Here is a 21,167-nt window from a genome sequence, read left to right on the forward strand (position 1 = left end):
GCGGCCGCGGCCGCGTGCACAGATAGCGGGTATTCGCGGACCAGCAGTGCTGCGAGATGTATGCGCACATCGTTGGTCAGCGTCTCAGCAGTGTTGAGTAGGTGTGGCAGCTGGGTTCGCAATCTCGTGTCCAGCACCTTGGGCTGCCGTAACCACGCTGCGGTCAGTCGTGAGGCGAACGACAGACCATCGCCAGCGTTCATCGCGGCTGTTGACAGCCCGAGCACCCGCTCAAACCGAGATTCTTCTGCATCGACCAGTGATGGGTCGGCGAAGAGATCCTCGCGCAAGTCGTCACGTCGCGCTATCAGCTCCAGCGCGGTGTCCCAGTGCTGCGTGTCGAGGCCATTGGCGGCGCAGGCAACCATGGTTCGCAGGATCTCGTCGGCCGTCTGCCGTAGCTCCTCCAGGATCCGCGCAGTGTTATCAAGCTCATCCGGTGGCACGAACCGCGCCACTGTGACAAGCGCGCGGTCTATCCTGCCGTGAGCTGCCAGCATCCGGTCAAGCCGCCTGAATAGGCTGCGTCCAATATCCTTCACTGGTAACGACGACACCGCCACAACTTCAGAGATGCTGTCGTCCAGGTCCATGCAGCCTGCCACCACATCACTGTCGGCAAGCACCTCACGCCACTGCCCTGTAGTCACCGGCACGGTGCGCGAAAACCTCTTCGGTGCCTCGAGGCCGCCAGCCAGCTTCCGCCGCCACTGACGCACACAGCCGACGATGGCCGCACGCTGGGCGGGCGTCATCTCACTGATGTGATGCGTCATGTCACCAAGGGGCATGTCGGCATGGTTTCAGGGCATCCCGCCGATGCGGAGCCGAACGCGGCTTCCATCACCCGGGAGGCGGTGTCGCCTTGTCCAACTCTGTCCGTGACCCTGGAGAGAGCCTGCTACTCAGCTACCCCACGCCGGCTCAAGTCGAGGCGGGTGGTTAGTGTGCAACTCGCTCCTCGGACACAATTTCGTCGCACACATGCGACATCTGACGGGCCAGTGCTCGAAGCCCCATGAACACGCGAAACCTGTCCTTTTCGGGCTGGTTTGCTGTGCGTGGGGGTGGTCCTCGTGATTGCCCCGGTTGTTCTCCCGCCGACCGCGCTCCGCTCGACTACGCGGCCGTCGGCTCGGTCTCCGTTGCCATTGTCGGCGATCCCGGCTTCGCGGACGAGCAGCGTCGTCTATGGGTTGGCCGCGGTGGATTGCCGGGGCCGTGTCGCTGACCGCGCGGTGCTGACCGCGCTGCGGTGGGGACCGGGTACGCGCTTGGACATCCGCGAAGCCTGCGGTCTGCTCGTCGTTCAGGCGACTCCGGGCGGGGTATTCGTGGTGACCAAGCAGGGGCATCTGCGGCTGCCCGCGTCGGTGCGGCACTGCTGCGGATTGGTCCCCGGCGACCGGGTTCTGCTGGTCGCTGATCCCGGCCAGGAGGTTCTGGTCGTGCATCCGCCGGCTTCGTTGGACGAGCTGCTCGTGGCGCGGCACGCGGAGCTGGTGGGCGGCGATCGCCCGTGACAACGCGATCTGGATCTTCACCGGCGGTGGAGGCGGCCCGGCTCCTGCTGGATCGGATGGGTGTTTCGGTCGAGCAGCTTCTCGCCGAGCCGGTTGCGCGGAAACCGGTGCCGACCTTCTCGGCCTACATCCCGATCGTCGCCGAGGCGGTCTCCGACGGTACCCGCCGCGCTTACAGCTCGTACTGGAACCGTATCGAGAAGCAGTGGGGTGAGCGGACCCTCGACGAACCCACGCCGACGGAGATCAAACAGCTCGTGGCTCACGTGAAGGCCAACGTTGTCCCTCGGCGCAACGCTCGCGGCGGGCGGAGTGCAGCGGGGCACCTGATCGCCGCGTTGCGTTGCCTCTACCGGCACGCCGAGGACGACCAGCTCATCGACGAAGCCAACAACCCCGCGCAAGGTCGCCAAACCGAGGCGTCTGCCGTCCACCCGCGGCGCGGTCGCCGATACCCGGCTGGCCGAGATCAACCACGGCGTGGCTACCACCGGCAACGATGCCGCGCTGGACACGCTCCTGCTCAGGCTGCACACCGAAACCGCCTGCCGCCGAGGCGGAGCACTCGCGCTGCGTCCGCAGGATCTGGACACGCAGTGCCTGATCTTCTTGCGGGAGAAGGGAGAAACCGTTCGCTGGCAACCCGTTTCGCCGACGCTGATGGCCCATCTCGTCCGCCACGTCGAGGAGCGCGGTACTCCGCGGGAGGGACAGCTGCTCCGGTACGCGAGCGGTTCGCCGATCACCCACCGCCGCTACGACCACCTCTGGAAGCGCATCGGCAAACACCTCCCCTGGGCCGCCACCCAGCAGATCTCCACCCACTGGCTCCGCCACACCACCCTCACCTGGGTCGAGCGCAACTTCGGCTACGGCATCGCCCGCGCCTACGCCGGACACACCGACACCGGCGGAGAACCCGGAGCCACCACCGCCTACATCCGCGCCACCGCGCACGAGGTCGCGGCCGCGCTGGTGGCGCTCACCGGAGAACCACATCCCTTGACGGCGTGACGTGTCGCTCGCGCCGTCCAGGCGCCTGCCACCTGATGACCAAGCGCACCAACATATCGCTGCGACCCTGTTCTCGGCTGACGCGGAAAGCATCGCGGCGGAGTTGTCGGTGTTGTCGGCGACCGCACTCGGTTCGGACAGCGAAGCACCATGATTTCCGTCGCACCGGGCGCCGTCCCCTTCCTCGGCCACATTCCCCGGCTGCTCCGCGACCCTTGCGCGTTCCTCACCTCCCTGCCAGCCCACGGTGCCCTTGTCGCGATCCAGATCGGCCGGCTGACGGTGACCGTCGTGAGCCGGGCCAGGGCGAGGCGGCGGCGAACACGTTCACCAGGGCATGAGCCAGCGCGGAGGAATCGCGGACGCGCCCCTAAATTGAGCGCTCCCCAACAGCTTCCAGCCCCGGAGCCCCATGTTCAGGACGATCACGGCCCTCACGGCCGCCACCGCTGCCGCCTTCCTCGTCGCGCCGACCGCCGGCGCCGGTGAGAGCTGCCCGAACGACACCATCTGCATGTGGGAGGACAGCGGCTACACCGGCACCCGCTACATCCAGGTCGAGCTCCGCCCCGGGGACGGCGCCCGCATCTACGAGATCGACTGGTGGCACGGGGACAACGAGATCAGCTCGGTCATCAACAACACCGGCTGCGAGTTCACCCTGCGCGCGACCGACCTCGGCGTGGAGGTCTCCGGAGCCGGTCTGTGGCGGCTCGGCGCGCGGTCCCAGTACGGCGATCTGAACCAGGTGTTCAACTTCTCAAGGGCCTCGGCCAACGATGACGCGGAGAGCTTTATCCTGTGGTGCTGAGCGCAAATGCGAACAGCTCAGCATGGTTGGGAGCCAGGTCACCGACGGCGTCTGTCGCTTTTTCCACGGTGTTCCCGTTCGGACAGTACGACATCCGCAGGGTAATCGCCGTCCATTCCGTTGTTGCCAGGAACGATCTTCCAGTTCCCTCCGCGCCTTCCCTGAATGTGCGTCACAGAACCGGGGTCGAGATGGACGGCCCCAGGCGGGGCACGCTCTAACCGAAGCAGTTTCCGTAGGTCGCGAGCGTCTTGTTGAGGTCGAAGAACGCTTTGTCACCGCGGCCGCCGGCCGGTGTCGGGGAGTCGAGAGGAGGAGAGAGGAAGCCACGCCCCCACGGCTCGCAGCGGTACGAGTACGCGACGACCCCCGGGGACGCGCCGATCCAGAGCCCCCGTGCGCCCTTGCGCCACTGGGCACCTGCCCGGACCTCGTAGTTGATGTCCGAACGCTCCATCGCCACCGCGTCGAGGGGTCGACCGGTCGTGTCGAAGGCGTAGGCGATGACGTACTTCGCGCTCACCAGCAGCGCGCCGTCCTCGGCGAGACCGACCGCCATGATCCCGCTGACCTTGGGCTCGGCCCGGGCGAGCCGGTTCTCCTTGGCGATTCTCGTGTGCAGCCGGCGGGTCGAGGCGCCGTCGTCGGGCTTCAGCAGAGCTTCGGTCTGCCGACGCGCGTACGGCGCGAGCAGGTCGAGCACTGGGCGCGCGTCGTGTCCTTCGATCACCCGGCGATCCAGCCGAGAGGTGATAAGGAACTGTCGGACCTGCTCGGTCGCCGCGGCGACGTCGTCGCTCGTGTACGCACCGATCGGCGCCGCCGGGGGCGGGACGAATCCGGCCGGACCGTCAGCCCACTCGGCGGCGGGGGTACCGAGGAACGGACGGGCCGGATCGTGGGCCGATGAACCAAAAGCGCCTGTCACGAGTGCCGCCAGCCGACCGTCGAGGTGGAGCATGGTCACCGCGACCAGGACCAGCCCCGCGGCCACCGCGGTGATGAGCGCCCGAGGAGATCGTCGGGCTCCGCTCCACAGCGCCGCGGTCCTGGCCCGGCGCCGCGCGGCGCGCTGCCAGTTCCGATCGCGAAGGTCGGGGTGAAGCTCCGTGAGGTCGTCGTCCATATCTCCTCGCAAACCGCAAAGAGGTGGACTCTAATGGCGCGGTCGGGCAATTTCAAAATTTGCCGAGGACGCCATCGGGAGAACTTGAACAGCGAGCCCGGCGTGCTTGACTCCCGACTCCGACCGGACGTAATGTCACCGCCCCCACCATGCACATCTTTGCGTCATGGCGAGTTTGATATGAGGAATTGAATGTCGCGGCGCACCGAGGGTAACTCGCCTCTTACCTTTGTCATGGTCATCACCCTGCTCGTTGCCGGTGTCCTGGGTATGGCCGTGCTCGGCCTCCCAGCGCAACAGCTTCCCGACCCGGCCGCGTCCGCGTCGCGGACGCCCCTTCCCCTTCCGACAGGCGGGGCCGCGGCGCGGAGGGTGCGCCTGTACACCCTCGCCGATCATCCGGTTCTCGCCGCCGGGATCATGCCGGATCGGGTGAGCTGCCCCCTTCCTCCCTTCGACGCCTCCCCGGTGCCGCTGCACGCCTACTACGAGGCGACCGCGCGCTGCCTCGACGGGGTGTGGCAGCCGGTGCTGACGAAGCTCAACCTTCCTTCCGCTCGCGCTAAGATCGACTCCTCGGACAGCGTGCGGGACACTCCCTGCGGCCCGGCCCCTCCCCCGTCCAAAGCGGTGGCGTTCTACTGCAGCGCGAACGAAACGATCTACATGCCACGCGATCGCGTTCTGTCGTCGTTCACGGCACATCCGCGGTGGGTGTTCCTACTGAGCGTCCTCGCCCACGAGTACGGACACCACGTCCAGAACCTCAGTGGAATGTTGACCGCCGCCCACGACGAGCAGGAGGAGGCAGGGCAGAACGCGCTGCTCGCGCTGGAGTGGCAGCGCAGGGTGGAACTCCAGGCGACCTGCCTCGCCGGCTTGTCCATCTGGGCGGCCTCGGGCGAGGGTTCCCTCACGAAGGCGGACGGGGACGCCGTGATTGCCGAGCACCGGGAATCGAAGGCCACCAGTGACACGCACGGGTCCCGGTCGAACAACGTTGCCTGGGTCGGGCGCGGTCACCGGAGCGGGGCTACCGCGAGCTGCAACACCTGGTCCGCTTCCTCCGACGAAGTCCGATGAACTAGCCTCGCCCGCCCCAGCCCCAGCTCACCCGGTGGTGGCTGCCGTTCGGACGGCAGCGATGGGCTCGGGCCAGTGCCGCTGGAGGACTGCCACGCCGTCCTTGATCCGACCGATCTCGGTGAGAAGTTCGGAGATGGTCCAGGCCGCGTGGGAGATGTCGCTTTCGAATTCGCGTGCGCTTGCTCGATCGCTTCGCCGAGCACGCCGCAGTGGGCCATGAGCCGGAGTCGCGTCCTGAAGAAGTCCCACTCCTGCTCGCCTCGGCCGTGCCGCGTCAGGAGCCAGCTTGGCGCTTCACTTCATCTCGCGGCCCAGCTCGAGGAGCCTGGAGACCAGGGAACGGGGAAACGCGGCCGGACAGGGTCCGGGCCTGGCCGACCGCACCTGGGGCTCCGCTAGCTCCGGTCCCCGTCATCGACGGCCGAACAGGCGCCACCGCCTGCGCTGCGGGGCCTGCTCCCCGCAGGAGCACCGCGCGACGCGCGGCACATCGCCCAGGACCTGTTCGACGTGGAGGCCGCAGCCCCGATAGCTCAGCTTGCCGCACTGGGACGATGATCTGTTGTTTGAGGACAGCCCGTCTGCGGCGCGGCCGGCGTCGGTGGTGAACCGGTGGCTGCGGGAGCTTCCGGCCAGCGGGGCGACGGCACCGAGTTCGTGGGAGAAGGCCTGTCGTTAAGGACGGTGTCATGAGCCGCCGATCGGGCTGAGTAGCCAGGTCAGGCTCTGTCGGGGCTACTGCTCGAAGACGGTTTCGACGACGGCGGCTGTCTCGGCGGTGCTGGCGCGGAAGTACCGGCCTGCGGTGTCCAATGAAGCGTGTCCGAGTAGTGCTTGGCCTGGGCGACATCGGCGCCACCCTGGTGCAGCCGGGTTCCGTAGGTGTGGCGCAGCCGATGGGGGCGAAGGCCGGTGATGGCAAGGCGAGCACTGGTACGCGAAGAGCGCCGGCGGACCACGAAAACGCCCTGCTCAGGGCCTCAATGATCACCTGTTCAGGCGGTGTGTGTCAGCATGGCAGGGTGCCACCAGCGGAGCGCTTGGTCCTGTCACTCACGGGACCCGACAGTCACACCATCGACCGTACCCCCGGGCTGGGGGAACTGGTGATTGGGCCGCCCAACCCCGGCAACCAACCGCATGTGATCCTCGGTCCGGACGACCGGATCGACTGGTCGGTGTTCGACGAGTTCACCGTGCCGGCCGGGTATCCGTGGCCGAGGTGGTTCACCTATCGGGGCAACGACACGAGTTTCGTGGAATGGGCGCGCAACCGGCCCATTGAGCGGTTCCACTGGACTCCGGAAGCCGCGGTCAAAATTGACGCGAGCCGGGCCCGAATCTCCTCGTTCACCATCCACCTGGGTACCGAGCCCGTTGAGGTGGTCGTCCCGCATTCGGAGCCAGGCAATGGCAACTCGTTCTCGGTGTCCGGTGACCTGTCGCTGTTCACCCCTGTCCTGGCTGACGGCACCAGGGCCCCGGAAACCCTGTACCTGTCGACGGTCACCCCGCCCGACCCGACCGGTGCCCCCTGGCGGCTGCCGGACCTTCCCGTTTTCGCGGCTGCCAAGCGAGTTGGCGTCTACGGCCAGCCCCTGCGACAGCCGTTCGACTGCACCAGCCTGCTGCTTTTCCCTCGGGTGGAGGGCGTTGACCTGAGCGGTCAGCTCACCAACCTCGAAGCGTTGATGGAATTGTCGGAGCTGACCAGCCTGCGGATCTCCAGCAGCCCCGACCTCTCGTCTTTTCCGCCGCTGGAACGTTTTACCAAGCTCAACCGGCTCATGCTTTCCAGTATTGACGAGATCAACGGGAAACGTATTCGCGCCGAGCACCGCAAGCTCACCAAGAACCCCGACCGGGAATGGCACCAGAGCTGGGTGAGCGAGCTGCGCAAACCGGAATGGTTCGTCACCGAACACGGCCTGCCGTTCTCCGAATGGCCAGCAAAAGCCGGCCGCGTTGCCACCAAGACCTACCGCACCGCCTCGGCCGGCATCGCCAGGGCCACCTCCGCCGCAGAGGTCGAGGAGGCGATCCGCACGTTCGTCCGGTTCTTCAACACCCAGCCCAACATCGAGACCATCAAACGCGATGACCTCGGAGACGCGGTCGCACTGCTGGCCACCCACGCCCCCTTCGACGTCTCCCCGGACCTCGCCCAAACCTGGTTCGACGAGGAGCGGGACTACTGAGCGCACGAGGCGCTTTGTCCCCGCTTAGTTCCCGTGTTGCGATTAGCCCAGAAGGAGCTGGCAGCCTGGGGGTTTGCGCGTTGCGCCGTCATCGATGCCACCACGCAACGATCCGTCACCCCGGCCGAGCAAACCACGCCCCGCCCCAGCCGAATGATTGTCCGTCACGAGTCTGCCGATGTCTGCTTCTCGGGATGCCAGGCCCCTCACGAGGCGACATAGGCATGAAGTGCAGCCCTCGCTCCGCGTTCAGCTCTGCAGCATGTCGGGTTGCTTAGCGCAGAGAATCCTGTTGCCGATCTTGGCGTCCTTCGCCCAGGACGGCACCAGGCCCCATTTCACCGTGCGCAACTGCCGTACGGGGTCGGCTTCCGGTTCCTCCCGGGGAACGCGCGTGAGGGCCACGCGGACCAGTTGCGTGGGAGCGACGTTCCAGGACGGGCCGACCTCCTCGCCCACGATGTCGGAGGCACCCAACTCCTGGGCGAGGTCAGCATCACCGCGAGAGCTCGCGTAACGGCCGCACATGAGCGCAGTCTGCCCCTGCAGGTGCCCGCGTGCACGCGGCGGACCTAAGACACGAACCCCTGATGCGCGCGCTACCCACCGATACCCGCCCGTGGAAACGGCTTAGGGCACCTCGGCGACCGATGCGTCGCACCCCGCTCCCCCTTTGACGAAGGATCGTGGAGTCAGCTGTCGGGCGCGAGGAGTCAGCTTGTCCAGGTGTCCAGGATGGTGGGCAGGCGCTGCCGGTCCTCGCGTTCGACCATATTGGCCAGGTTCAACTCTGGGGTGAAGGAGGCGCCGCCGTCCGGGCGATACACCCAGAAGTACCCGAGTGTGGGAGTCATGCCATCGCGTTCGCCAGGGGTGTGCTGCCAGCTCCCCGCGACAGCGCGACGCAGTACTTCTCCCCAGTACCAGGCGGCTCCGTCGATGAACTCCGGATGTTCTGGGAAGTGAGCCCAGGTCGGCGTTTCGCGGAAGACGGCGTTGGTGAGCGCGTCGATGGAGTCGGCGCTGAAGTCCCAGACGCCCTCACCTCCGAAGCGCGCGCACCACGCCGGGAACTCGCGTTCGTGCCGGGTCAACCAGGCATCCAACGCCGCTGACGGCCCAGGCAACTCAAGATCGAGGCCCGGCGTGGGTTCCTTGTCCGGAAACCAACCGGGGTGTGCCCGTTTGTGCTCTCCTGCGGTAGCAGTCCAGGCGTCGTGGACCCGGCGGAACTCCTCGCCTGTGCGGCGTTGGACGGCGATGCGCACCAGGTCCAGCGGAGCGAGCCAGCGCAATCCGAGCACCGTGTCCGGCTTGATGATCGGCACGCCCGCGACGACCTTCCAACCACCACCGGTGACCTGAAGCAGCACCTCCCCGAGGTAGTCCGCCGAGTATGTCGCGATTGGCACCGCACCCGGGTCGGGCAGCTCCTCGAACTCATCGAGCAGCGCCGCTTCCAATGAGGTCAGCGATTCCGGAGTGAAGTCCAGGTCCGCCTCGTCGCCGAACAGGTCATCGAGCAGCCAGATCCTCATGTGCATCTCTTCACACCACTGCTCTACGTCCACGATCATCAGCCTAAGGCGCCGGGAGAGCGCAGCACGACGAGCTGATCGGCGTCGAGGCTTCCCATGAACTAGACGTCCTGAAGGTGCTCGTCGACGTGTCCGGGCTGGGGATCTCCGGCTACCAGGCAGCAGATTGGTTGCGCGCCAACCGATGTGTCGATGTGGGGCTAGCCGATCACCGCCGAATCGAAGCGCAACTGAGCATCGCCGATGACGCCGCGACCGCCGATCTGCTCTTGGCGGCTCTCAGCGCGTTGACTGCGGCCGCAGGCGAGTTGCCTGCCGCGCCCACGATGGAGCTCCCTTCTTTGAGGGACTTGGAGTTGGAGACGGTGATGTTGCCGAGGGACGCGTTCTTCGCCCACATCGAGGACGTACCGATCGAGCGGGCTGTGGGACGGGTGTGCGCGGAGCAGGTGACCCCGTACCCGCCAGGAATCCCCGTCCTGCTGCCGGGAGAGCGGATCGAGCAGAACGCGGTGGACTACCTGGTCAGCGGAGTTCGCGCAGGATTGGTGATCCCCGACGCCGCAGACGCGAGTCTGGAAACTCTCCGCGTCGTCGCATAAGCACTTTCGGGCTGCACGCCGCACGTGCCGCGGAGAGACAGCTGGCGCTGGGATGTGGATCGACGTTGCGGTCTGTCGCATGAACGCGCATCCTGTGCAGGGGTGCGACGGATACGTGTTCGAGTCCCCCTCGGACACAATTTCGTCGCACACATGCGACATCTGACGGGCCAGTGCTCGAAGCCCTATGAACACGCGAAACCAGTCCTTTCGGTCTGGTTTGCTGAGCGTGGGGGTTGTCCTCGTGACCGGCCTGGTGGTCGCGCCTGTTGTTCTCCCGCCGACCGCGCTCCGCTCGCCTGGGCGGGCGTCGGCTCGTTCTCCGTTGCCGTCGTCGGCGATTCCGACTGCGCGTTCGAGCAGCGTCGTCTACGGGCTGGCCTCATTGGACTGTCGAGGCCGTGTCGCCGAACTCCTCATCGGCATGCTCACCGATCTGCCCCGCCCCACGTCATCACCTCAACGTTGATCGGGCCGCGACGTCTCAGAAACTGTTTGCACCCTCGACAGCACGCCGCCCATGTCCTCGGTCGGATTATCCCTGTCCTGAACGGGGATTACTGGTCTGCTCAGGGGATGTGTGAGTGGGTGGCACGGCCTCTCGGCCCTGGCGGTGGTGGCATTGAGTCCGTGCAAGCTCATCGCCCGCCGAACAGATTCTCACCAAGTACCTCAGCAGCGAGTAGCGGCAACTGCTCCCGCGCCGACGCCGGTCAGGAGGAGCTGACCGCGTATCTGATCACCCTGGTCCACGCCAAGAACGCCAACTACGGCGACGAGCTGTGCCGGGCTCACCGGACCTCGGCGGCCGGGGCCGGCCAGGTGTTGCAGTTCGCGGTGGCTCTGCCCCGGTAGCCACGTCCAGCCCAGGTGGCATTGCTCGAACCCGATCCGTGGGTGTCACTGGATCCCGATGTGTCCCAGCGCCCGGAGGCGGTCAAGTCGCTGTAGGCCTTGACGAGGGAGCCGCCGTCCGACACCGCCCAGATGGACAGCCCGCCAAGACAGGTGGCCTGGAGTTCCTGCCGCCGCTGCAGCTCCAGCGCGAGCGGACCGGTCCCGCCAGCCCCGGCCACCTCATCCCATGCCGCGATCAGCATTCCGCTGACGGATTGGACGTGGTGTCCGTACTCGTGGGCGAGAACTGACAGCAGGTAGACCCACGGCCGCTGCGCGGCGGAGTACAGCGGGAGAAGACGATCTCGCGGCATGTAGATCGTTTCGTTGACGGGGCAGTACAGCGCTATCGCTTCGTCCTTAGCGGGCGAGCGGCCGCACGGAGTCTCTCCCAGTGTCTCCGACGCGTCGACCTTGACCGAGGTGAACGGGAGGTTGAGCTTCGCCAGCACCGGCTGCCACTGCCGGTCGAAACACCGCACGGCCGCCTCGTAGTAGGCCAGCAGCGGCCCGAGGGCCTTGTCGAAGGTGGGGAGATCGCAGCTCGTCCGCCCCAGTTCGACCCCGGTGGCCAGGACCGGATGGTCGGCGAGCGCGTACAGGCGCCTTGGCCGTGCTTCCTGCTGACGTGTCGGACCGGGCGTCACCGAGGCGAGTGCCGCTGGGTCGGGGGCAGGCTGCGTCGGAGTGCTGAGCAGCCCGAAACTCAGGAGGCCCGCAACGACAAGTGTGATGATTCCGATCACCGCGTACGGCGAACTGCCCTCGTCGTGCTGTGACACCACAATCCTCGCAAGACCATTGTTGTGACAGTTGAGCCTTGGTGCGCGGATGTGACTCAAACATGCTCGTGCCTGTTGAACTGCTCGTTTCAAATACCCTTGAACGAGTCCTGGGATCGCATACCGGCGTCGTAGTGTGCGGCTTTGCGACGTGGGGGATTCATGAACGACGTGCCGGTGGATGTCCACCCTGAGCTCCTTGACCCGAAGTGGCAGCGTGCGGCGCTGCGGCGGGCGAAGGCCGAGGTGCGGCGGAGCCGGCGGCGGCGCTCACGCGGGAAGACCGTCGCCGCGTTGATCGCGGTGGTGGCCGTTGCCGCGGTCTCCTACCTCTACTTCGACGGCAGGCTGGACGGGTTGTTGACGTCGACGACCCGCGATCCGGCGAAGCCATTCCTTGGCACGGCCGCTGCCGCATGGGCTGACGGTGCGGCAGGTTTCGCCGCACCGTCGACGACGCCCGTCGGCACCTACACCGGTGACCAGGTGGCCGCGGCGACCGAGCAGGTCCGCAAGCTGCTGATCACCTCGCGGCTGGACCGCCGGGTGATCGAGGGCCACGACGCGCGCCCGGTGCTCGACCTGCTCGCGCCCGACGCGAGCAAGAGCGTGCAGCCGACGCTGAAGCCGGGCACAGGGGGCAGTCCCCGGTGGCTGCACGCCAGCATCGCCAAGGAGAGCCGGCTCGCGCCGGCCGAGCCCAAGGTCAACGGGATCACCACGGTCGGTCTCGCCGAGGACGGCGCGCTGCGGGTCACCGCGAAGTACCTCATCGCGTACGCGTTCGAAGCGCCCGGGATCAGCGATCCGGAGGACGCGGTCGCGACGGAGCGCTTAGAGATCAACTACGAGGTGCGCACCGGTGTGCAGTGGCGCAAGGGTGAGCGGGGGGTCTGGATCGTGAAGTCTCCGGGCGTCGTCGCGTACGCGTACCGCTGCAAACCGTGGAATGACGGCTTCCTCGCCCCTTCGCTCGGCTCTGCCCCGTCGGGCGGGCGCGGTGACAAGCTATCGTTCTTCGACCTGAACACGCCGCTCACGACGTACGGGATTTGCTCCGTGTAGGACACCGCCCTGCACGCGGTCTGGATCAGTTTCTCCAACAGTCGCATCAGGAGCACGGCCGGGGCGACGAGCGGCACAAAGCGCGACGACCTTCGGCGGGCACGCGCCTGGCTGGGCCAGTGCCACGTCATGTGCACAGGCGAACGTACTCCGCCGCTTGCGCAGCATTGGCACGTCCTTCTCGTCGTGAGCCGGTGTTTCAGTGGCAGAAGGGCTTCCTCGGGTCTCTGCGATCTTTCACCGGCTAGCACGAGCAGAACTTCCACGGGTCATGTCGGTGCCGCGCGAGGTAGTCCTCGCCGTCGCCACAACGGCCTGAGCAGCGACACGGATGCGGCCCGGCTGCACGAGTGGGTCTGGACCATCACTTCCGCGTTGACCACGATCCTGGACAGCGATGTCGTCGAGGCCTTTGACGTGTGCGCGGAACGCGAACCGGGACGCCTGGGGCTTCGGGGCACCGTCCGCCGTTTCAAGGACATCATCAATCCGTCGCCAGGAAGCGTTTCCTAGGTTTCGTGCTGTCGTGCGCGTCGTAGGATCTCGCGGACGGCGAGGGCAGCGTTGCCACTTCGACGGTGGCTGGGTCAACAACGATTGGGTTTCGTGCAGCTAGCGGTTTCGCCTTCGTCGCCTCAGCTTCCGCGTTCGTCTACTGGAAGGCTGCACCGGGTTGTGGTGGGTGCGCTTTCCTGTCTCGTGCTGGTCTCGTGCGCGAGTCTCGTCCAGGGCAGTGCGGTGCCCGTTTCGGGCGGTGCCGCGGCCGCGACCGTCCCGTCCTCCTCCAGCGCGTTCCCGACGAGGTCTTCCACTCCGTCACTGACGCCGGGCAGCGCATTGATCCGTGCCTGGTGGCGAGCAAGGTCCAGGGCGGCAGGACCCTCGCTTCGCCGGAGGTCTTCGAGGCGATCCTGCGGGCGCTCGGCATCACCACGACCCAGTTGCGGCCCTGGGCCGATGCTTGGGAGCGGGTGGAGGAGAGCAGGAACGTCGGGCGGGGTGACGGCCTAGGGGATCACGCTCCCGCGCCGCGGCAACGGTGGCGGCGGTCGGCACTCGTTGCCGCGCTGGCGGCGACGCTGATCGGTGGCGCTGTGGTCGTCTTCGCGGTCGACGGCGGCGTTGGCGTTGGCGCGTGTGACTACGACATCCCCGCAACTCCGGTACATACTTCTCACGCTGGGTGACCGAGCGGACGGGCTCCTTCTCCAGCAGACGGTTCCGCGAGCGTCCGTGATGTGATCACCCACCGCGCCGCGTGGTCTCGTTAGCGTGAGGCTGGGTATAGCGAATCGAGTTGAGGTGGTAGAAGCGCCCGTTGGCTATCCATTCCTCTTGTCGCTGCAAAAGGCGCTCCAATTGGTCTGCGCGTGCTATGCCCATGTGCGGAAGGCGGGATTTGAGGTCGCGGTAGTCGTGGAGCGTGCGGTTGATTTTTTCGGCTGCGGCGTTGACGGCCTCTTGATCGGAGCAGTCGAGTTCGTTCCGCAGCGTGATGACGAGGCTGGTGTCCGTGGTCTTCGCCGACCGGTGCTTTTCGAAGGCGTAGAAGTCGTGCATCCAGACATTGATGCTGCGCGACAGGTGAAGGAGCAACTCTACGACAGGGTGCTCCATCACCTCATCCGGTACGTCGATGTGGTAGATGAGCGAGTCGAACTCGTCGAGGTACGCCATCGCTCCGAGTTGGACGCGCATGAAGTTGAACGCGTCAAATGACGGTACGAGGTTGCGACGCATGTTGTCGTGCTCCCACAGATGGGACCAGAGCCACTGTTGGACTGCCCGGCGCAACCGTCGCTGGTCTCGATCCGGCCGGAAGGCCGTTGCCCGCCGCCAGAGAAGCTCCAAGAAACGGATCGGTGGCACATCCCCGGGCAGGGAGGGGCCGCCGTGCAGGATGACGTCGGCTCGCGCGTGGACGGCGTTCAGCTCTTCGGGGGTGTGCAGGAGGTTCCCGTCCTCGTCACACGCGTCGAACCAGTCGTCGTGGATGTAGAACAGAATGCCGCACATCATTCCGATGAGGAGACCCTCTCGCGACGTCCTGAGGAGGGTGCGACTCGTGACATCCGTCAGCGGAACACCGCGGATGGTCGAGCTCTCGCGCAGCGCCGGGTCGATGGTGTCCAGCAGGGCCAGCAGTTCCGCTTCGCAGACCTCGGCGTCGGGATGCCTCATCTTGTCAGCGGTAGAAGAGAACGGGATGTCAAGCATGGGAAACATCAAAGCCTCGAGGGAACGCGGCGCTTTCATGACCACCTCCTGGGTGCTGCATTTTCCACGAGTGAGTTTCCTGCCACATTTCTTCTTATCGTCGTGCGCGGTTTCTGGCGACGGGGAGCATGTGCAGCCCTTCGGGACGGAGAATAATTCCAGTACCTGAACGAACGCGTGATCCGGGCGCGAGTTCCATTTTCCAACGCGCGGCGATAGTGGCCAGCGTCAAGCAGGACTGGGTTATTGCGAAGGTGTCGCCAATACACTTCCGGGCGCCAGCTCCGAAAGCTATCAACGCGCCCCTCGGAAAGCTCTTCGAGCTGTCGTCGAGCCATCGGTCAGGGTTGAACCACTCGGGATCGGGGTAGACGTCCGGTCGATGGTGAATGATGTACTGGCTGTATACGAGAGTTGTTCCGGCCGGTAGGTGATAGCCGCCAAGGTCCGTGTCCCGAGTTGTGAAGCGGGTGAAGATCCAAGCCGGTGGCCGGTGTCGCAGAGTCTCGGTGATGATGCGACTGGTCACTTCAAGGCGAGGCAGGTGACCAAAGATCGCCGGGCCTCCGGCCAGCACGGAATCGACCTCGGCGTGCAACTCCCGTTCAACATCCGGATGAAGGGCAATCAGGTACAGCGCCCACGACACGAGGCTAGCCGTCGTGTCCGAACCGCCGATCAAGTAGGTGGTAGTCGTGTCGATCAGTTCCTGATCCGACAGCCGCGGCTGAATGCGGTCACCGTTGTCGCCGACATCCTGAGCGGCGACGAGCATGGAGAGGAGGTCTCCACGATCTGCGGGATTTGAACGATAGTTCTTGATGCCTCTGCTGACAACCCGGCGTATGCGGTCGCGCGCTTTGTCAAACTTTCGGTTGCCAATGTAGGGCAACGCGGCCAGCGCCGGCGGCATGAGCATGCCGCGAACGACTCCTCGAGAGATTGCCAGGGCGTCGTGGAGCATCTCGTCGAGTTCATCTTCTGTGAAGCTGAAGCCGACGAACATCGTCGCGATGAGAGCTCGGGTAATACATTTTTCCATTGTTGCGACCACGTCTACGGACTCGTCCTCGTGCCAGGAATCCGCCGTGGCAGCGACCTGTGCTGTCATTTCCGCCGCATAAGTGGGCATCCGCTGAGAATGGAAGGCTGGCTGGTTCAGGCGCCGTTGCCTGCGGTGCTGGCCGTGCGGACAACTCCCCAGTCCGTTGCCCACGACCTGGCGGACGGTCTCCATCATCGGCCCGCCCTTGTCGTACGTGCGGTCGTCAAGAAGAACCTGACGAGTGAGCTCGGGGCTGCACACCACGTACGCTCGCCACGGGCCCAGGCCGATCTCGACCAGGTCACCGCTTCTCGGCAGTGAAGTGAGAAACGACCACGGATCGCGGATCAGGGACAGAGCGTGCCCGATCAAGGGGAGCGCTCCAGGCGCTCGCTGGGGATGCTTCATTGAACTACTCCTCACCTGCAACTCCCGCCGTCGACTGCGACCCGCGAGAGCGGCCAACGGGGTCGCCGCGCGACGTAGGGCGGTCAACAGGCCCGGCGGTCGGCGACGGAGCTGGAGCGCGTCGTCGTGGTGTGGCTGCTCACGTGGAGGCGTGCTCCGGGATCACGTCGTTCGTGTGGTGGCGGCGTGTGCCAGTTCGCGCAACGCCGCACGGGCTTCGGGTGCCAGCGGCGCGGTGCGCAACGCGTGCAGGGCCCGTTCGGTGTGGGTGGTGATGAGGCGTTCGGCACCGTCACGGGCTCCGGTGGCGATGATGATTTCCCGCAGTTCCCCGGCGTGGGTGGCGTCGAGGTCGGGGTTGCCGTACAGGGCGGAGATCCGGCGGCGTTGCACTGGATCGGCGTGGTGCCAGGCGGACGCGATCAACCACGTCGGCTTGCCCTTTCGAAGGTCGTCCATTGTGGACTTCCCGGTCGAGTCGTGGTTGCCGAAGGCTCCGAGGAGGTCGTCGCGCAGCTGGAACGCCTCACCCAGTGGCATGCCGAACTCGCTGTAGGCCGCCAGGACTTCGGGCGTGGCGCCGGCGAGCGTGCCGCCGATCTGCAACGGGCGTTGCACCGTGTACTTGGCTGTCTTGTACCGGTTGATCCGGGCCGCGGTGGCGGTGGAGAACTCCTGCTGGGCCTGGCCGACGAGGTCCAGGTACTGACCTCCTGCCAACTCGACCCGCATCGCGGTGAGCAGCCCTCGGAGGGTGTTCCGGGTGTGCGAGGGCAGGTCGCACTGGTGGAGCATGGCCTCGGAGAGCATCAGGTACAGATCGCCGACCAGAATGCCCGCGCCCGTGCCGAAGAGGTCGGCATCACCGTGCCAGCGCGAACGGTCGTGCAGAGTGGTGAACTGCCGGTGAACGGTGGGTCGGCCGCGACGGGTGTCGCTGGCATCCATGATGTCGTCGTGGACCAGGGCGAAGGCGTGCAACAACTCCAGTGACGCGGCGGCCGTGAGGATGGCCTGCTCGTCTGCTCCACCAGCCCCGCGCCAACCCCAGTAGCACAGCAGCGGTCGCAGGCGTTTGCCTCCCGCGCGCAGGAAGTCGACCAACACCTGGGCCAAGGGCGCGGCTTCCGGGCCGATCTCGACCAGGTTCCGGCTGTGGGTTTCGAGGAACGCGATCAGCTCGGCATCGATGCGATCGCGCAGCCCGGCGGTCACCGCTGCGGCGAGCTGTGCGGGTGCGGCTCGGGAGTCGGAGATCGTGGTGTCCGTTTTCTGTGCCTCCGTGGGCATCAAAGGCGCCTCTTTCCCGACGACACTGCGTTGAATGGGTGAACGCGACGAGGCAGACCCGAGCATAGCGCAAGAAATATAGAAGGAAAGTAAATCCACCTCTTTGCACGGCAATCTCGCTTGCTGTGACAAAATTGGAGTCCATTAGGCGCAAAACTAGAGAAGTCGCGCTCACTCGGACAGCTGCAAGGTTGCGGTGGTCACGTGAGCCCGCGACTACTCGGTGCGTGATTTGCCGCCGTTCGGGTATTTGTGCGCTCGTCGCACTAGGCGGTGCCCTCACAGCGGGTGCACACTTGACCTCACTGTCTGACCTGCTCGCATGTTGGGGTGACGCCCGCACTCGCTCCTGTCCTGCCCGATTGGGACGGCCGAGTGAAACGGACGTGGAGAGCATCGAAGAAATCTGTCACGTTCCTCTTCGGCGATGTTCGATCCAGCCTTCGGCACCTCGGACGTGAATCACATGCACGTCCGGGACTTGAGTGACGTTGACGATTCTCTGAAGCGCGGGGCATGTCGCACTGACGACTACCTCGCCTCGTCTCCTTCTCGTCGAAATGATCGGGAAGGCGCAGTCTTTCTCTGTTGGAACGTGTGCGAATCTCACCGTCGGTGAAGCCTGCGGGAGATGCGCGATGACCGCACGTGTCGAAGGAGTGCAATGGTCACCGAACGGGCCGCGATCGGCCTCGATGTCGAGTCTTCTGATAGCAAAGTCGCTGCTCTGTCGCCTTCGGTCTATGACATCGCCGCGGTCTCGTTGGTCCCGGGGCCGCAGCAGGCGAGCTGTGTGGAGTGGCTTCTGCGGAACCGCGCGACCACGACGACGTGGGGGGCGCCGTCGGCCGTGAACTGGTACGACGCCTACCTGTCCACCTATGCGGCGGCGGTGGCAATGCGCGAGGCCACGTGGCCTGAGCTCGCAGATCGGGCTCTGGGGGCATTGTCGAGCCTGGTCCCGGCCAAGTCCTCCCGCGTGATGGAGACGCTGACGTTCGGCGGTTTGGTCGAGGCGCTGGACCAGTACGGCGGCCACCGCGGATGGCCGGTTCCCGCGCACCCGCCGGCGGTGCGGGTGATCGTGGACCGGGAAGCCGCCAAGTGGCGGCGGATGCGGACGTGGGACCGGTTCCTCGATCCGGACTGGTCCATCGCCGGGTACTGCGCCGAACGGGTGTTCGGCGACACCGACGTCGACCTCGGCGCGTTCCTGGCCGCGTTCCAGACGAGCAACGGCTCGATCGCCAACGCGCCGGGCGCCTCGGCGCTGTTCTTCCTGGAGTTGCAGCGGCGCAACGAGCCGGTGGCGGCAGAACGCGTTGAGCGGCTGCGCGGGTACCTGCACACGCGGAGTGCGCCCGAGATCGGATATCTGGACTGGGTGCCGCACTTCACCACGTCGTGGACCGTCATGTTCGAACACGAACTAGGGGGTGTCCCGGACGTCCCGCCGGCGGCAGCGGATCTTTTCCGCGCCGACTTGAATCACCCCTCCGGCCTGATGGGCTCGGTGGGCACCGTCGGCGACACCACCATTCCCGGCGACGCCGACAACACCGCCTGCGCGATGCTGGCCGCCTGGGTCCTGGATCTGCCCGCACCGTCGTCGGAGGCCAAGCTCGACCTGCTCTACGACCACGACCAGGGCTGCTACCGCACGTTCCTGTTCGAGCACGACCCGTCGCTGAGCACCAACATCCACGTGGCCGCCGTCCTCGCGCTGGAGAACCGCGCCGACCGTCTGACCCAGGTCCTGGAGTGGCTGACCGATGCGGTCACCCGCGAAGGCACCACACTGTGCAAATGGCACCTGTCTCCCATCTACGCGATGGGTGAACTGGCTCGTGTCGCAGCTCGCATCGACCATCCACTGGCGACCGACCTCCACGTCACGGCGATCGAGCGGTTGTTGTTGCTGCGCAACGCCGACGGCGGCTGGGGTGTGCACGGCTCAACCGCCGAGGAAACCGGCTACGCCGTTCTCGGTCTGGCTGCCGCGTCTGCCACCGTCGGTGCCACCGGTCCAGTTCCCGACGCACTCCGACGAGCACACCACTACCTCACCGCGCATCCGCCCCGTGAGGTTCCGCTGTGGCTGGGCAAGACGCTCTACTGCCTCCGCACCCTGGTGCCCGTCCTGCACCGCACAGCTCTTGAGCGGATCGAGCAACTCGCCCTGGTGTGACCTCACGTCGGGGTCTATGTGGGGTTTCGCGATGTGGTTGGCGTTGGAGGTCGGCGCCAGCATGTGGGTGACCGTGCCGCTGCACGTCGCGGTTGACTTCGGGATGGCGCAAGTGCTGCATGAGTGCACCCGCCGAGCGACCGGCCCGGCACTGCGCGAGGTTGGCGGTCGTTGGTTGGTCGTCGGCATCGGCAACAAGCTCGCGCGCAACGACGGCCGGTGCGACGGAGATCGACCAGACGTCTTCGCCGACGTCGGCGCCGCGAGTTCGTCATCCGCGCCGTCCTGGATCGGCCGCGCGACGCTTAGACCCGCACTTCTTGGACCAGCATGATTCTGCGCCCGTACAGGGGCAGGTAGCTCGATGTGGTCATGAGGTGCGCTTCCCCGTCTGATCCAGGCGTGGGGCAGGTCGGTCTCGCGTTGCTTCGACGCGGACACGCTGGCGCCTGGCGAGCGTGATGGTCTGGTGCGCTGCGGTCGGGTCGGCGTTCGACGGAACGACGAGCAGCGTGAGGCGGTGCCTGTCCGCCGCGACCAGGTCCACGGTGTGCGCGGGCCCGGAGTTGGACCCGTCGATCCGGGTCTGGCGACCGCCGCCGACGATGCGGCGTGGCGCGGAACTCCGCTCGGTGAGGTTGTAGCTCACCCACAGAATGTCACCCAGCCGAACTGCCAGCGCTGCGAGCAACGCCGGCAGTTCGGCGACGAGGTCCCGGGAACGCGGCCACCACGCACCGTCGACCTGCCCCGTCGTGGGCGCCTTCGGCCGCAACCGGATTCGTTGCGGGTGCCGAGGCTGCTCGGCGGCCGGAGTGGCCGCTGGGGCGATGGGATGGTGGGGTGCCGACGTCATGTCAGGACTCCCGTCCCCGGCCGGAGACGGCCGGTATGGGTTTCGTCGAGCACGACATGAGCTTAATCGGTCATCTGCGTGATTTTTCTCGACAACGCGACCCTACACCAGTTCCACCATGATCGACCGAAATGTTGCGAAATTTTTCGACCACCCCGCCGTTTGTGGCTGATTAAACCTCAAAAAGTCACCAGCAGGACGATCGCCGCAGGTCACGCACTCGCAGCTGATTCTCAGGATGTGCTCGTCGTTTTTTCCGACCTTGCGGAACTGATCGCGAGCACAGGTGGTTCGTGTAGCATGACAAGGAGATCATCACCCCTTCAAGTCGACTTGCGCTCCGCAGTGGACCATTTTCTCGAATATCACCGGCCGGGGTGGAAGGCCGATATGCGCACGCCGACCCGAACGCCCCCGCGTTGACCGCGGAGCGAGCGAGCTTGCGGCATGGCGGACCGACGGGACGGCCGCGCCGGGCTGCCTCGCTGGCTCGACCCCGACACGGACCGGGCCATGATCAC

General features: G+C 66.0%; 19 protein-coding genes. 10 read left to right on the top strand and 9 right to left on the bottom strand.

Annotation, left to right across the window (positions count from 1 at the left end; genetic code table 11):
- Positions 1–791: hypothetical protein (locus tag CCN37_RS16565; RefSeq protein WP_143261636.1), on the bottom strand; the 791-nt coding region annotated here is incomplete at its 3' end.
- Between the two features lie 414 nt (positions 792–1,205).
- Here CCN37_RS16565 and CCN37_RS16570 point away from each other — a divergent pair.
- The 3 genes from CCN37_RS16570 (at position 1,206) to CCN37_RS16580 (ending at position 3,348) form a co-directional block, all read left to right on the top strand.
- A complete protein-coding gene (locus tag CCN37_RS16570; RefSeq protein WP_246843092.1) occupies positions 1,206–1,523 on the top strand; it encodes an AbrB/MazE/SpoVT family DNA-binding domain-containing protein in 318 nt (105 codons plus the stop codon).
- A gap of 480 nt (positions 1,524–2,003) precedes the next feature.
- Positions 2,004–2,537 carry a tyrosine-type recombinase/integrase gene (locus tag CCN37_RS42375; protein WP_371504331.1) on the top strand — a complete coding sequence of 178 codons (534 nt, stop codon included), beginning with the start codon at positions 2,004–2,006 and terminating at the stop codon, positions 2,535–2,537.
- Between the two features lie 412 nt (positions 2,538–2,949).
- Positions 2,950–3,348: a peptidase inhibitor family I36 protein gene (locus tag CCN37_RS16580; RefSeq protein WP_086821681.1), complete on the top strand. Its 399-nt coding sequence runs from the start codon at positions 2,950–2,952 to the stop codon at positions 3,346–3,348.
- A 217-nt stretch (positions 3,349–3,565) separates the two neighbouring features.
- On the opposite strand, the gene CCN37_RS16585 is transcribed toward CCN37_RS16580, so the two are convergent.
- Complete coding sequence (locus CCN37_RS16585) at positions 3,566–4,474, bottom strand: hypothetical protein (protein ID WP_086821682.1); 909 nt, start codon at positions 4,472–4,474, stop codon at positions 3,566–3,568.
- Positions 4,475–4,666: 192 nt separating this feature from the next.
- On the opposite strand from CCN37_RS16585, the gene CCN37_RS16590 reads away from it, so the two are divergent.
- Both CCN37_RS16590 and CCN37_RS16595 read left to right on the top strand, forming a co-directional pair.
- The gene (locus CCN37_RS16590; protein ID WP_086821683.1) at positions 4,667–5,557 is read left to right on the top strand and encodes a neutral zinc metallopeptidase; all 891 of its coding nucleotides are present in this window, start codon (positions 4,667–4,669) and stop codon (positions 5,555–5,557) included.
- Between the two features lie 833 nt (positions 5,558–6,390).
- A complete protein-coding gene (locus CCN37_RS16595; RefSeq protein WP_143261637.1) occupies positions 6,391–7,758 on the top strand; it encodes a hypothetical protein in 1,368 nt (455 codons plus the stop codon).
- Between the two features lie 249 nt (positions 7,759–8,007).
- On the opposite strand, the gene CCN37_RS16600 is transcribed toward CCN37_RS16595, so the two are convergent.
- Together CCN37_RS16600 and CCN37_RS16605 are read right to left on the bottom strand one after the other, a co-directional pair.
- Positions 8,008–8,286, bottom strand: coding sequence for an SOS response-associated peptidase family protein (locus CCN37_RS16600; protein WP_086821685.1), 279 nt, complete (start codon positions 8,284–8,286; stop codon positions 8,008–8,010).
- Between the two features lie 185 nt (positions 8,287–8,471).
- A complete protein-coding gene (locus tag CCN37_RS16605; RefSeq protein ID WP_143261638.1) occupies positions 8,472–9,329 on the bottom strand; it encodes a hypothetical protein in 858 nt (285 codons plus the stop codon).
- An 83-nt stretch (positions 9,330–9,412) separates the two neighbouring features.
- Between CCN37_RS16605 and CCN37_RS16610 the strand changes: the two genes are divergently transcribed.
- A complete protein-coding gene (locus CCN37_RS16610; protein WP_246843088.1) occupies positions 9,413–9,898 on the top strand; it encodes a hypothetical protein in 486 nt (161 codons plus the stop codon).
- 791 nt (positions 9,899–10,689) lie between these two features.
- Here the strand turns inward: CCN37_RS16610 and CCN37_RS16615 are convergent.
- Positions 10,690–11,577, bottom strand: coding sequence for a neutral zinc metallopeptidase (locus CCN37_RS16615; RefSeq protein WP_168200695.1), 888 nt, complete (start codon positions 11,575–11,577; stop codon positions 10,690–10,692).
- A 162-nt stretch (positions 11,578–11,739) separates the two neighbouring features.
- Between CCN37_RS16615 and CCN37_RS16620 the strand changes: the two genes are divergently transcribed.
- Together CCN37_RS16620 and CCN37_RS16625 are read left to right on the top strand one after the other, a co-directional pair.
- Positions 11,740–12,642 (top strand): hypothetical protein, encoded by a 903-nt coding sequence (locus CCN37_RS16620; RefSeq protein ID WP_143261639.1) that lies wholly within the window; start codon positions 11,740–11,742, stop codon positions 12,640–12,642.
- 710 nt (positions 12,643–13,352) lie between these two features.
- The gene (locus tag CCN37_RS16625; protein ID WP_086821690.1) at positions 13,353–13,829 is read left to right on the top strand and encodes a hypothetical protein; all 477 of its coding nucleotides are present in this window, start codon (positions 13,353–13,355) and stop codon (positions 13,827–13,829) included.
- A gap of 55 nt (positions 13,830–13,884) precedes the next feature.
- Here the strand turns inward: CCN37_RS16625 and CCN37_RS16630 are convergent, their stop codons facing one another.
- From CCN37_RS16630 to CCN37_RS16640, 3 genes are all read right to left on the bottom strand, one after another.
- Positions 13,885–14,898 (bottom strand): terpene synthase family protein, encoded by a 1,014-nt coding sequence (locus CCN37_RS16630; RefSeq protein ID WP_086821691.1) that lies wholly within the window; start codon positions 14,896–14,898, stop codon positions 13,885–13,887.
- Positions 14,899–14,953: 55 nt separating this feature from the next.
- A complete protein-coding gene (locus tag CCN37_RS16635) occupies positions 14,954–16,312 on the bottom strand; it encodes a cytochrome P450 (protein WP_086821692.1) in 1,359 nt (452 codons plus the stop codon).
- A gap of 162 nt (positions 16,313–16,474) precedes the next feature.
- On the bottom strand, positions 16,475–17,602 hold the full coding sequence (locus CCN37_RS16640) for a polyprenyl synthetase family protein (protein ID WP_086821693.1): 1,128 nt from the start codon (positions 17,600–17,602) through the stop codon (positions 16,475–16,477).
- Positions 17,603–18,266: 664 nt separating this feature from the next.
- Here CCN37_RS16640 and CCN37_RS16645 point away from each other — a divergent pair.
- Together CCN37_RS16645 and CCN37_RS16650 are read left to right on the top strand one after the other, a co-directional pair.
- The gene (locus CCN37_RS16645; RefSeq protein WP_086821694.1) at positions 18,267–19,790 is read left to right on the top strand and encodes a hypothetical protein; all 1,524 of its coding nucleotides are present in this window, start codon (positions 18,267–18,269) and stop codon (positions 19,788–19,790) included.
- A gap of 31 nt (positions 19,791–19,821) precedes the next feature.
- On the top strand, positions 19,822–20,124 hold the full coding sequence (locus CCN37_RS16650) for a hypothetical protein (protein ID WP_143261640.1): 303 nt from the start codon (positions 19,822–19,824) through the stop codon (positions 20,122–20,124).
- A gap of 36 nt (positions 20,125–20,160) precedes the next feature.
- On the opposite strand, the gene CCN37_RS39925 is transcribed toward CCN37_RS16650, so the two are convergent.
- Entirely contained in the window at positions 20,161–20,646 is a 486-nt protein-coding gene (locus CCN37_RS39925; protein ID WP_168200697.1) for a DUF5994 family protein, read from the bottom strand.
- Positions 20,647–21,167 lie beyond the last annotated feature (521 nt).

The sequence above is a fragment of the Allokutzneria sp. NRRL B-24872 genome (assembly GCF_002155965.1).
Classification (GTDB): Bacteria; Actinomycetota; Actinomycetes; order Mycobacteriales; family Pseudonocardiaceae; genus Allokutzneria.